At 68.1% G+C, this 12178-nt stretch carries 13 protein-coding genes and 2 pseudogenes; 4 read left to right on the top strand and 11 right to left on the bottom strand.

Annotation, left to right across the window (positions count from 1 at the left end):
* Positions 1–318: 318 nt before the first annotated feature.
* The 3 genes from VX037_RS17830 to VX037_RS17820 form a co-directional block, all read right to left on the bottom strand.
* Entirely contained in the window at positions 319–567 is a 249-nt protein-coding gene (locus VX037_RS17830) for a hypothetical protein (RefSeq protein WP_006215448.1), read from the bottom strand.
* Positions 567–779 (bottom strand): hypothetical protein, encoded by a 213-nt coding sequence (locus tag VX037_RS17825; RefSeq protein WP_006215449.1) that lies wholly within the window; start codon positions 777–779, stop codon positions 567–569. Before VX037_RS17825 ends, VX037_RS17830 begins: the two co-directional genes overlap by 1 nt.
* Positions 780–960: 181 nt before the next feature.
* Positions 961–2397, bottom strand: a complete 1437-nt coding sequence (locus VX037_RS17820) for a recombinase family protein (protein ID WP_006358979.1) — start codon at positions 2395–2397, stop codon at positions 961–963.
* A gap of 35 nt (positions 2398–2432) precedes the next feature.
* Here VX037_RS17820 and VX037_RS17815 point away from each other — a divergent pair.
* Positions 2433–3212 (top strand): annotated as a pseudogene (locus tag VX037_RS17815) (LLM class flavin-dependent oxidoreductase); the annotation flags it as partial.
* A gap of 87 nt (positions 3213–3299) precedes the next feature.
* Positions 3300–4295: pseudogene (locus VX037_RS17810) on the top strand (EamA family transporter); the annotation flags it as partial.
* Here VX037_RS17810 and VX037_RS17805 read toward each other — a convergent pair.
* Positions 4248–5306 carry an alpha/beta hydrolase gene (locus VX037_RS17805; RefSeq protein ID WP_235721705.1) on the bottom strand — a complete coding sequence of 353 codons (1059 nt, stop codon included), beginning with the start codon at positions 5304–5306 and terminating at the stop codon, positions 4248–4250. The pseudogene VX037_RS17810 and the gene VX037_RS17805 sit on opposite strands and share 48 nt — an antisense overlap.
* A 64-nt stretch (positions 5307–5370) precedes the next feature.
* Here VX037_RS17805 and VX037_RS17800 point away from each other — a divergent pair, with 64 nt between their 5' ends.
* Both VX037_RS17800 and VX037_RS17795 read left to right on the top strand, forming a co-directional pair.
* Positions 5371–6654 (top strand): MurT ligase domain-containing protein, encoded by a 1284-nt coding sequence (locus VX037_RS17800; protein ID WP_328715189.1) that lies wholly within the window; start codon positions 5371–5373, stop codon positions 6652–6654.
* Positions 6651–7373 carry a type 1 glutamine amidotransferase gene (locus tag VX037_RS17795; RefSeq protein WP_235721703.1) on the top strand — a complete coding sequence of 241 codons (723 nt, stop codon included), beginning with the start codon at positions 6651–6653 and terminating at the stop codon, positions 7371–7373. The genes VX037_RS17800 and VX037_RS17795 overlap by 4 nt, the downstream gene beginning before the upstream one ends.
* A gap of 323 nt (positions 7374–7696) precedes the next feature.
* Here VX037_RS17795 and VX037_RS17790 read toward each other — a convergent pair whose 3' ends face one another.
* From VX037_RS17790 to VX037_RS17760, 7 genes are all read right to left on the bottom strand, one after another.
* A complete protein-coding gene (locus VX037_RS17790; protein WP_235721702.1) occupies positions 7697–8425 on the bottom strand; it encodes a uracil-DNA glycosylase in 729 nt (242 codons plus the stop codon).
* Between the two features lie 25 nt (positions 8426–8450).
* Positions 8451–8993, bottom strand: a complete 543-nt coding sequence (locus tag VX037_RS17785; RefSeq protein WP_235721701.1) for a uridine kinase family protein — start codon at positions 8991–8993, stop codon at positions 8451–8453.
* Positions 8993–10594 (bottom strand): alpha/beta hydrolase, encoded by a 1602-nt coding sequence (locus tag VX037_RS17780; RefSeq protein WP_328715187.1) that lies wholly within the window; start codon positions 10592–10594, stop codon positions 8993–8995. The genes VX037_RS17785 and VX037_RS17780 overlap by 1 nt, the downstream gene beginning before the upstream one ends.
* A gap of 50 nt (positions 10595–10644) precedes the next feature.
* Complete coding sequence (recR, locus tag VX037_RS17775) at positions 10645–11256, bottom strand: recombination mediator RecR (protein WP_235721699.1); 612 nt, start codon at positions 11254–11256, stop codon at positions 10645–10647.
* A 6-nt stretch (positions 11257–11262) separates the two neighbouring features.
* A complete protein-coding gene (locus VX037_RS17770) occupies positions 11263–11634 on the bottom strand; it encodes a YbaB/EbfC family nucleoid-associated protein (RefSeq protein WP_235721698.1) in 372 nt (123 codons plus the stop codon).
* Between the two features lie 21 nt (positions 11635–11655).
* Positions 11656–11985 carry a hypothetical protein gene (locus tag VX037_RS17765; protein ID WP_266063414.1) on the bottom strand — a complete coding sequence of 110 codons (330 nt, stop codon included), beginning with the start codon at positions 11983–11985 and terminating at the stop codon, positions 11656–11658.
* A 9-nt stretch (positions 11986–11994) separates the two neighbouring features.
* Positions 11995–12178, bottom strand: a 184-nt coding sequence (locus VX037_RS17760; RefSeq protein WP_328715186.1) for a hypothetical protein, incomplete at its 5' end; no start/stop codon positions are given.

Here is a 12178-nt window from a genome sequence, read left to right as displayed (position 1 = left end):
CCGCAGAGGGGGTGCGGCGCCTAAATGACCCCGTATTGACCCCCAAATGAGACCTCAAATGAACCCGCGAGGCGACGCGACGCAGCGAAGACGGAATCGGCTTCTGACCAGGCGCGTTGTTGCAAGGCGCGGCAATCGACAAGCCCTTGCCGCGCCCGTAGGAACGAATGAGGCCCCCGAAACTCTTGGAGTGCGAAGCACGGCTGCGGACCGTCAGCACGGCGATGGGCAGCCCGCCTTCGGCGGGTGCCAGGCCAGGCCCTCCGGGCGGGGTCAGGTCGGCGGGTGCGGTGCTGAGGTTGCGTGCGTCGGCGTGCATCAGCGACCACCGCCCCGGCCGTAGCGCTTGATGACAGCCTGATGCGTGACGCCGAGGGCGTCGCCGATCCTGGCCCAGGTCACCCCGTCGGCGCGGGCGTCGGCGACGGCGATCTCGACGGCCTCCTCCAGCACGGAGCGGAGCACGCCGAGGTCGTAGAGCTGGGCCTCGCCATCGGCGAGGGACGGGTCGCCCTGTCGCCAGCGGAAGCTGGTCAGGTGATCGAAGGCGGCGGAGTTCGCGCTCATCAGCGACCACCGCCCATCACGGCGGCGACGGCGGCGCGCTGTCGCGGCGTCAGCGGAGTGAGTGCCAGGCGCTCACCGGCTCGGCGACCGGCGGCGCGGGCGGCGGCGATGACGGGATCGAGCCCATCAGCATGCGGAACGGGAGACGAGTCCTGATCGAGAGCAGGGCAGTCAAGCGCGGATGCGCGGGGAACGTCGATAACGACAGACATCGGAAGTCCTCAGATATGAGTATCTTCCGGTTCCCCGCCACGGTAGTTGGGCTGTTTGACCGGCTACTCATCCGGGAGCAGAACCCCGCGCTTCTAAGTCGCGGCCCCGGTGGGATCTTCTTGTCTGCAACCACTCTCCCACGAGTCGACTCACCATTGCAATGACGAGTTGACTCATGAGTCAGTCGCGACGCGGCTCTATGCGAATGAGGTCGGGGTCGAACTTCACGTGACCGGGCGCGATGGGCTCGATGGTCACAGTCACCAGCTCGTCCACGAGCATCCGGCGGCGGTCTATGTCCAACGCCTTCCACTTCGACTCGACAACCTCGCGACGCTCCGCGGTGCCGACCGCCTCCTCCACGTCTGCCAGCAGCTTCGCCGCCACGGATACCGAGCGGTCGAGCAGCTCCGCGTCGATCTCGTCGATGCGGACCTTCACGTCGTTGATCGCCGCGGTGATCTCCAGGACCGGCTGATGGATGTCGCGCAGCAGCGGGCTCAGCTCCTTTACGCGCTCGACCAGGGCGTTCCGCTCGGTCAGCAGCTCCTCGCGGTCCGGCCCGTCGTCCTCCTGCGGCATCACGAGGTCGTGCACGTCCACCGACGACAGGCGGGTGAGCACTGCCTCGGTGACCATCGCATCGACGGGCTCGCGTTGGCGGGTGAGGTGGAACTGCTCGCCGCAGCGATACGTCGGCTGCTTGCGGCTGTTCGTCCCCGAGACGAGCGTCGCACCGCACTTCCCGCACAGCCCGATCGTCGACAGGAGGTATTTCGGCTGGTTGCCCTGCCTGGCCGACCTCCGCACGTTGTCCTCCAGCTTCGCCACCGCGGTCCGCCACGTCTGCTCGCTGACGATGGGCGGGAACGCCTCGCCCTGCACCGGGTACAGCTCGCCGGATGCGTAGTGCTTGATGTAGCCACAGTAAAGCGGGTTCGCGAGCAGGTAGCGCACGGCATCGACGGAGAATTCCGAGCCGCGGGCGGTGAGGTGACCAGCGCTGTTCAGGTCCTCGCGGATGCGCCGGATCGACAGCGACGGCTCGCCGAGGAACGCGTCGAAGGCCCGCCGAACCGCGTCGGCCTCTTCCTCGATCAGCTCACCCTCCCTCGACCATCCGAACGCCTTCCAGGCGGACGTGGGGATGCCCTCGGCACGTCGGCGCTCGTTCGACCTGATCTGTCGCTCGGCCTTGCGACGCGCCTCGAACCGGGCGAGAGCGGCGAGCATCGTCGCCCGGAACTCGCCGTCCGCCGTCGAGAGATCGATCTCGCCGTCCACGGTGACGACGCGCAGACCGAGGTCGATCAGCGTGTTCAGGTCCTTCGTGCTGCGCAGGAGCCGGTCCATGTCCACGGCGACCACCATCGAGAACCGGCCCGCGCGGGCGTCGTCCAGCATCTCGGCCCACCGGGTGCCAGCGCGGCGCTTCTTCGTCGCCGACACCGCGTTGTCCTCGTAGACCTCGACGACGTTCCAGTCCTTGGCCTCGGCCAGCGCCCTGATCTTCCTCAGCTGCGTATCGACCGTCCAGCGGTCGCCCTTGCGGTCCATGGAGGCGCGGACGTACGCGGCCACCTCGTTCGTCTTCCTCAGCGCTACCAGTTCGACCATGCAACCAAGCTTACGTGAACGGGCGTTGCAACCACGACATGCGCTACGAGAACCCGCTGTACATGGCCGAGGACGCCGGAGCCGCTGACCTCATCTCCGGCGGACGACTGCAACTCGGCATCAGCCGCGGATCGCCCGAGCAGGTGATCGAGGGATACAAGTACTTCGGCTATGTGCCCCCCGAAGGGTCCACCGACGCCGACATGGCGCGTCAGCACACCGACGTCTTCCTCAAGGTCATCTCGGGAGATGGCTTCGCCCAACCGAATCCGCGGCCGATGTTCCCGAACCCACCGGGACTGCTACCCATCGAACCCCAGTCACCCGGGCTGCGCGAGCGCATCTGGTGGGGTGCGGGCTCCCGCGCTACCGCGGAATGGACTGCGCAGCAGGGTATGAACCTGATGAGCTCGACGCTGCTCACCGAGGACACCGGCGTACCGTTCCACCAGCTACAGGCCGAGCAGATCGAGCGATATCGGAAGGCGTGGACCGACGCCGGCCACTCTCGTGAACCGCGGGTGTCGGTGAGCCGCAGCATCTTCGCGATCGTCGACGACCTCGACCGTGCCTACTTCGGTCGCGGTGGCTCCGAGGACGATCAGGTGGGCGTGATCGACAACGCCGTCGCACGATTCGGTCGCAGTTACGCCGACGAACCGGACAAGCTGATCGAGCAGTTGCGCGAGGACGAGGCCATCGCCGCCGCGGACACCCTTCTACTGACCGTTCCCAATCAACTCGGCGTGGACTACAACGCACACGTCCTCGAGTCGATCCTGACGCACGTGGCGCCGGCGCTCGGCTGGCGGTGACAATGCACTGACAATGTAGAGAAACTACATCATCAGTGCACAACAATTCGATTGTCCTTGATCGAATTCGTCTCCACGATGGTCGTCATGACCAACCGCGACCGGCTTCTCGGGCTTGCAGTGGTGGCGCTGTGGGGACTGAACTTCATTGCGATCCGCCTCAGCCTCGACCACTTCCCGCCGTTTTTCTGCGCAGCGCTGCGCTTCGCGGTGATGGCCGTCCCGGTCATCGCGTTCGTCACCTTCCCGCACGTGCGCCTGCGGTGGTTTCTGCTGTACGCCACCGGATTCGGCTTCGTCCAGTTCGCCTTCCTGTTCCTGGCGATGCATCTGGGGATGCCAACCGGACTCGCGTCGCTGGTGCTGCAGACGTCGGCTCCGTTCACCGTGCTGCTCGGAGTGCTGTTCCTGCGCGAGCGCATGGCCCTGCTCCAGGTGGTGGGCATCGTGGTGGCGGTGCTCGGCATGGCGGTCATCGGGATCGACCGCGCCACCGGCAGCCCGCTCGGGCTGGGTGCGCTGGTCCCGATGGTGCTCACCGTGCTCGGTGGCCTCGGCTGGGCGTTCGGCAACATCGGCAGCAGGCTCGCCGCGCAGCATCCGCCCACGCGGCCGGCCCCCGACGCCCGCCTCGACAACGCGCTGCGCATGACCCTGTGGATGTCGGTGGTCCCACCGATCCCGTTCGCCGCGATGAGTCTGGTGTTCGACGGACCCCGCGCCGGTGTCGAGTCGCTGACCACTCTCGACTCGCGCAGCGGTCTGCTCGCGCTGGCCGGACTCGCCTACACGGTGCTGCTGGGCACCGTGGTCGGGTCCGGGCTGTGGGTGTACCTGATGTCGCGCCACCCCGCCAGCAGCGTCGCGCCGCTGTCGTTGTTGGTGCCGATCGTCGGCATCACCGCGGCGTGGGCATTGCTGGGTGAGCGTCCGAGCGCCGTCGAGCTGATCGGCGCGATCACGGTGATCGTCGGATGCGCGGTCGGCGTGCTGGCCGCTCCGAGGTCGCGGCCCAAGCCCCCGGCCGATACCGGGTCAGCGAAACGCGTACGCGAGCGCGGCGCCGATGCGCTCGACGGCGGCACGCGCGTCCGGGCTGATCAGCGTCATGTTGGCGAAGGCGTGGATCAGGTTGCCGGCGCGGTCGAGGGTCACCGGGACACCCGCCTGCTTGAGACGATCGGCATAGGCAATTCCCTCGTCGCGCAGCGGATCGAATCCGGCGACGATCACATACGCAGGCGCGAGTCCGCTGAGATCGTCGGCCAGCAGCGGTGAGACGCGCGGATCGGAGCGCTGGGTCGCGTCGGGCACATAGTGGTCGGTGAACCAGTCCATGTGTTCGTCGGTGAGATACAGGCCTTCGGCGAACTCGCGGCGCGACGCCCGTTTCGTCGTCACGTCGACCACCGGGTAGATGAGCATCTGCAGGCAGGGGGTGATCGCGTCGTCGCGGACCTGCTGTGCCACCACCGCAGCCAGGTTTCCGCCGGCGCTGTCGCCGCCCACCGCGATGCGCTCGGTCGCCACACCCCATTGCGGCGCCTTTTCGACCGCGAAGCGCCACGCGGCGACCGCGTCGTCGACGGCAGCCGGGAACGGATGCTCCGGGGCCAGCCGGTAGTCGACGGACAGGATGTCGGCGCCGGTCGACAACGCCAGCCGACGTACCAGGTTGTCGTGGCTGACCCGATCACCCACCACGAACCCGCCACCGTGGAAGAAGACGAGAATGCCGGCCGAACGCACCCGGGCGCGGTACCGCGTGGCCGGTATCGGTCCACCGGGTCCGTCGATGAGCAAGTCCTCTTCGACCGCCATCGCCGGCAGATCCTCCGCCAACGTCGCCGCGTTGGCGGTCAGATCCGCGCGCGCCTGCGACACCGGTTTGCCGGCGATCTCGAAAGCCGGCACCTTGTCGGCGATCAGTCCGGTCAACGCCATCTCCGGCGACAACCGGTCACCGTCGGCGTTGACGCGGCCCCACTGGCCGGCGAAGCGCAACACCACCGGTGGGATGCGTCCGGCGGAGCGCATCAGCGCACGCCGGACCCGGGTGGGCAGGGACGGAGACATCGCTGTGGCCTGACTCACGTCCGTGAGCGTACCGGCGCCGCACGGGCGACCTGTCGACGGGCGCTTGTGTCAGACTCGTGCCATGTCCGACCGCACCAGAGTCCCGATGCGCACCAACCTGGCGCTGGCAGCCGCGTCGGCGGCCCGCTGGGCGTCGCGAACCGCAGGTCGCGGTAAGGGGTCGATGATCGGTGGTCTGGTCGCCGCGAAGATCGATCCGAACATCATGAGCCGCCTGGCCGCCGGCAAGCGCTCTGCGCTGGTGACCGGCACGAACGGTAAGTCGACGACGACGCGGATGACGGCGGCGGCCCTGTCCGAACTCGGCGACGTGGCCACCCAGGCCGACGGCGCCAACATGGACGCCGGCATCATCGCCACCCTCACGCTGCATCGTCCCGCGACGATCTGCGCGCTCGAGGTCGACGAGTTGCATGTGCCGGGTGTCAGCGATGCAGTCGACCCGGAGGTGTTGGTGCTGCTGAACCTGTCGCGCGATCAACTCGACCGGGTCGGCGAGATCAACATGATCGAACGGCGACTTCGCGAAGGTATCGCCCGCCATCCGGCGATGACGATCGTCGCCAACTGCGACGATGTGCTGGTCACCTCGGCCGCGTTCGACGCCACCGATGTCGTGTGGGTGGCCGCGGGCGCCGGCTGGGTGGGTGACTCGGTGAGCTGCCCGCGCACCGGCGAACCCATCATCAGATCGGGCGACGACTGGCGCTCGAGCGGTGACGAGAACTTCCGCCGCCCCACCCCCGACTGGTGGTTCGACGACGAGAACCTCTATGGCCCCGGCGGATTCACCGCCCCGATGACGCTGTCGGTGCCCGGTCGCGCGAACCGGGGCAACGCTGCCCAGGCGGTGGCCGCAGCGGTGGCGATGGGCGCCGACCCGGCGAAGGCGGTCGCGGCGGTGGGCACGGTCGGGGAGGTCGCCGGGCGCTACGGCATTCATCAGGTCGGCAACCACTCGGTGCGCACGCTGCTGGCCAAGAATCCGGCGGGCTGGCAGGAAGCCCTGTCGATGATCGACCAGGACGCCGATGGTCTGGTGATCGCGGTCAACGGGCAGGTCCCCGACGGTGAGGACCTCTCCTGGCTGTGGGATGTGCGGTTCGAGGCGTTCGAGACGATGCAGGTGGTCGCCGCCGGCGAGCGTGCGGCCGACCTGTCCGTCCGGCTGCTCTACGCGGGCGCCGAGCACACCACCGTTCCCGATCCGATGAAGGCGATCGCCTCCTGTCCGCCGGGCCGAGTGGAGGTACTCGCCAACTACACTGCGTTCCGCGATCTCGGCACCGCCCTGGAGCGCGCCGAGCGCGCCCGCGGCGCCGACCTGAAGGGGGCGGGGTCATGAGCGAATCCACATTGCGGATCGGCCTCGTCCTGCCCGATGTGATGGGTACCTACGGAGATGGCGGCAACGCGCTCGTGCTCCGGCAGCGCGCGCGCATGCGCGGAATCGATGCCGAGATCATCCAGATCACCCTCGATGACGAGGTACCCGACTCGCTGGACGTCTACACCCTGGGTGGCGCCGAGGACTACGCGCAGCGTCTGGCCACCCGCCACCTCACCCGTTTTCCCGGGTTGCAGCGTGCCGCGGACGCGGGCCGGCCGGTCTTGGCGATCTGTGCGGCGATCCAGGTGCTGGGCCACTGGTACGAGACGTCTGCGGGTGAACGCGTCGACGGGATCTCGCTGTTCGACCTCACCACCTCGCCGCAGGAGAGCCGCAGCATTGGCGAACTCGTCACCGATCCGGTTGTCGACGGGTTGACCGCACCACTGAGTGGCTTCGAGAACCACCGCGGCGGAAGCACTCTCGGCGACGACGCGCGGCCGTTGGCCCGCGTGCGGCACGGGGTCGGCAACGGCGTGGGCGACGGCACCGAGGGTGTGGTGCAAGGATCGGTGATCGGCACCTACATGCACGGTCCGGCGCTCGCGCGTAACCCCGAACTCGCCGACCATCTGCTGGCGCGTGCTCTCGGTACCGATTCGCTGGCGCCGCTGCAGCTTCCCGAGGTGGCCCGCCTGCGCACCGAGCGCCTGGCCGCCGGTCGACGCGGCTGAGTTCACCTTCGCCAGGAAAGCCCGTTCATTACCGCTTGCTGAGCTGAGGAGACCCGGAGCCTGCGGCCACCACTATTCCGTGCGCGGCACCCACCGGCGACGACTCACCGCACCGATCGGTCAGGCCGAAACCGCGCGCACACCGTCGGACCGCAGACGGCGCAGTCGGTACCGGATCGATAGTGGGTGTGCGCGTCACGGGCGTGGCCGCAGCGGCAGCGGGAGTCCGGGTGACGGCCCAACCATCGGGCGAGCACCTTCTTCATGAGTCGACCCCCGATCTGCGGCTGACCTCGTTGTCACCGCCCATCGCAGACTACTCGTCAGTCACGGCGCGGCCGCTTCGGTGACAGCCCGGCGTGTTCAGCGGCCGCGGTCAGTACGTCGGCCAACATCGCCGGGGTGAGCCGGCCGGTGAAGGTGTTGTGTTGGCTCACGTGGTAACTGCCGAAGATGGTCAGCTCCGCCTCGCCGCGGCGGATGGTCGTTCGGGCGCCGTGGCCGAACTTGGGTTTCGGTCGGTCGACGCTCCAGCCCAGGTCGGCGAACGCCCGCAGACCCGCCTGCCACCCGAACGCACCGAGCACCACCACCGAACGCAGGGTGGGCTCCAGCAACGCGAGTTCCGCGTCGAGCCACGTCGCGCATCGGTCCCGTTCGGCGACGGTCGGTTTGTTCTGCGGCGGCGCGCAATGCACCGGTGCGGTCATCCGCACCCCGTACAGCTGCATGCCGTCGTCGACGGACACCGCGGTCGGCTGACTCGCCAAGCCAACGTCGTACAGCGCCCGGAACAGCACGTCACCGCTCTGATCACCGGTGAACATCCGGCCGGTCCGATTACCCCCGTGGGCTGCCGGCGCCAAACCCAGCATCACCACGCGTGCATCGGCGGGCCCGAAACCAGGCACCGGCCGGCCCCAATAGGTCTGGTCGGCGAACGCGGCCCGTTTGTCCCTCGCGACCTGCTCACGCCACTCGACCAGACGCGGACAGGCACGGCACTCGACGACGTCGGCGTCGAGCCCCGCCATCGTCGAATAGCCGGCCATGGCTCACCCTAACGCCGGCGGTCGATCAGTCCAGCACACGAGACCGCTGCCGGGTTCCGTCGACGGCGAACCAGCCCCGCTCGAACTGCTGCCACCGCTGCAACAAGGGCCGTGACTCTTCACCATCGCGTGCGACCGCCCGTTCGAGCCGTTCCGCCGCAGATCCACCGTCGAGCCACAGGGAGTGGGTCAGACGCGGGGCGATGCGCCGACGCGCCGACGACACCCCCTCGATGATGAGCAGCGGTTCCCACCGCAACCACACCAGCCGCCCAGGCTTGGCCACGCCGTCCCGCCACACCCGCGGCCGATAGTGGTAATCGTGTCGCCGGATGAACGCCTGCAGGAGGTCGGTTTCCAACTCAGGCCACCAGGCGACGGGATTGTCCCAGGTGGCGAAGTCGTCGGTGCGGATCAGCTGCACTCCGGTGCCGCGCTGACGCAGGCGCGCCACCAGCGCGTCGGCCACCGTCGACTTCCCCGATCCGGACGGGCCGTCGATGGCCACGATGCCCGAGTCCATTTCCGCCGCGAGATCGTCGAGTCCGCGGACGACGTCCGACATCATCACAGTCTCCCGATCCCGGTGGTCGGCGGCGTGGTCAGCGACGCGGTGATCGGCGGTTCCGGGACCTCGGTCACCGTGGTCGTACCAGTGCGCAGGTACTCGACGATCGCACGATCGAGCGGTGGATGCGATCGCCCCAGCTGCGCGTGGTCGCCGCCACCAACGGTGATCAGATGGCTGCCCATCAGCCGGTGCATCGCCAACGACTCGCGGTAGGGCGTTTGCGGGTCGTCTCGCGCCTGCAGCTGCAGTGGCTGCACGGCGAGATGGTTGTTGGTCACCGCCACCGGCGTAGTCACAGCAGGTGCACCCGCACAGGCCATCCCCGACTGGTAATAGAGACCCGGCCCGTCGAAGACGTCTGCCACCACACCGTTGAGGAACACCGACGCGGGGACCTGATGCGGGTGCGCCGGCATCTGGTTCTCGTTGCACATGATCACCGACTGAAGGTCCTGCAGACTCGTCAGGATGGCAACGACCTCCGGGTCGGGTTCGGCCTTCGGTTGGGCGCGGCCGTTGATCCGCATCGCCACGAACGCCCATTTGTTGCGGTCCGGGGCGGCGATGCGAGTGATGCTGAGCAGCAACGAATTCGACTGCATACCCGGAACAGTCAGTGTCGCAATGAGATTCTCCACGCGCGCACGGGCTTCGGCGGTGAGGTTCACCCCGGCGAGATACTGCTGCGCCACCGCACGCAATCCTGGCGGAACGTCACCGACCTGCGCCGGCGGCGCGGCGAGCGACGGTGGCACGCCGGACTCAGCGACGATCTTCGCGCTCCACTGCCGATACACCGCCAGCGGCGTGCGCCCGAGGTGATAGATGTTGTCGTGCTTCGCGATCCACACCAACATCTCGTTCATCCGACTCTTGAACGCCTGCGTCTGCGAACCCGGAATCCCGTTCCAGACCAGTGCCGGGTTGACCGCGGAGTCGAGCACCAGCCGGTCGGTGTGCCTCGGGAACAGCGTGGCGTACGTCGACATCAGCAGCGTGCCATAGGAAATGCCGTACAGGCTCACCTTCGATACGCCGAGCACGCGGCGCACGACCTCGATGTCGCGGGCCGTGTTCTCGGTGGTGATGGTGCGTAGGTAGGCGGGCGCCGACGCCGCACAGCGGCGGCGATGCAGTGCCCCGCCCTCGGTGAGCAAGGCCAGCTGCTGCGAGTCGGAGACCGGCGTGCACGTCAGCGGCGTCGACGAGAGCAATCCGCGTGGCTGTACGCCAACCAGGTCCCACTCGTCGCGCATCTCATCGGGCACCGGGAGCCGGGAGAACATCCCGATGGCGTCGGAACCGGGCCCGCCCGGGTTGCCGATGAGCACGCCACGACGACGGCCCGGATCGCGCGCCGGGAGTCGGCTGATCATGATGTCGATCGTCGGACCGCTCGGCATCGCGTGGTCGAGCGGCACCTGCACCGTCGCACACCGTGCCGCCGGGGATGCGTCGTGGATCGCGGGGCACGGGCCCCACCGCAACTCCTGCGCGGGTGCCGCAGCGGCGGACGGCACGATCGAACCCACCGCCACTGCGAGCGCGACAGCGATGGCAGACAGGCGCCCGATCTGAACGCTTCCCCGGCTGGTCACGGGTCTATCTGTAGCAGACTTGCACTCGCCGCAGAGCCCGGCCGGTCCGCCTAGGCCAGCACCCGTCGGCCCGACAACGCCCGCCCCAGCGTCAGTTCGTCGGCGAACTCGAGGTCACCACCCATTGGCAGTCCCGACGCCAACCGAGTCACCGACAGTCCGGGAAAGTCCTTGAGCATCCGCAGCAGGTACGTCGCGGTCGCCTCGCCCTCGGTGTTGGGATCGGTGGCGACGATGATCTCGGTGACGTCGTTCCCGTCCTCCTGGGTCGCGAGGCGTTTGAGGAGTTCACGGATACGCAGCTGGTCGGGACCGATGCCCGACAGCGGGTCGAGCGCACCGCCGAGCACGTGGTAGCGGCCATCGAACTCCTTGGTCCGTTCGATGGCGTGCACGTCCTTGGGCTCCTCGACGACACAGATCTTGGTGGCGTCGCGGCGGGCGTCCGAACAGATCCGGCACAACGTGTCGGCCGAGACGTTGCCACATTCGGCGCAGTAGGTGACGTCATCGCGAACCCGGGCGAGAGCCGCGATCAGGCGATCGATCTCCTTGTTCTCCACCGATAGCAGGTGGAAAGCGATGCGCTGGGCACCCTTGGGTCCCAAACCCGGCTGTTTGGCCAGCTCGTCGATCAGATCCTGGATCGGTCCCTCGTACATGGCGGCCTACTGGCCGAGGCCGGGAATGCCGCCGCCGAGGCCTCCGGCGAGCGGTCCCATCTTCTCCTGCGCGAGGGCTTCACGCTTTGTCGACAGGTCGGCGAGCGCGCCGAGCACGAGATCCTGCAACGTCTCCACATCGTCGGCGTCGACGACCTTGGGGTCGATACTCACCGCGGTGACCTCGCCGGTGCCGTTGCCGGTGACCGTCACCAGGCCGTTGCCGGCCGATCCGGTGACCTCGGCCGCGGCGATCTCGTTCTGTGCGGACAGGAGCTGTTCCTGCATCTGCTGGGCCTGGGCGAGCAGGCCGGCCATCGGGTTGTCGCCGCCTTCACCGCCGCCGAAGAGTGCGCTGGGGTCGAAAGGTTGAGTCACGCCCTCAACTGTATCGCCGTCTCAGCGCAGCAACCGATCGACGTGCTCGGCGAGTTCGTCCAGCGTCGCGCCGTCGCCGGGAGTGACGACGAACGAGATCACCTCGTCACCGAAGAGACGGCCGGCCTGACGGGTCAGCGCGAACTCGAACCTGTCGTCGACGCGTCGCCACTGGGTGATGCCGCCGTAGACAGGCGCGCTGGCCCCGGTCGTCACGCAGTACTCGTCGGACCGCGGCCCGCCGGTCAGGTCGCGCTGGATCTGGAAACACGCCATCGACTCGTCGTCGATGAACACCACGGCCTCGCACCCGAGGTCGGGGTGGCGCTCGTAGGTCGCCTGGATGGCCATGTGCTCAGGCTATCGCGTCGACTGGGCGCCGTTTCCCGTCGACTGGGCGCCCTTGATGCTGGTCGAGTAGGTGCCAACATCTCGCTGATCGAGTAGGTCGAGCCGCCAGGCGAGACCGTATCGAGCTATGGGGCCGGCTTCGCCGGTGACGCGGAGATGCGAAGGTTTGCCGTGGTTGAGTCGGGTGGACGGG

Source organism: Gordonia sp. Z-3 (assembly GCF_036233855.1).
GTDB lineage: Bacteria > Actinomycetota > Actinomycetes > Mycobacteriales > Mycobacteriaceae > Gordonia > Gordonia tangerina.
Note: the sequence above shows the minus strand (reverse complement) of the source record. Positions and strands in the feature narration are given on the sequence as shown.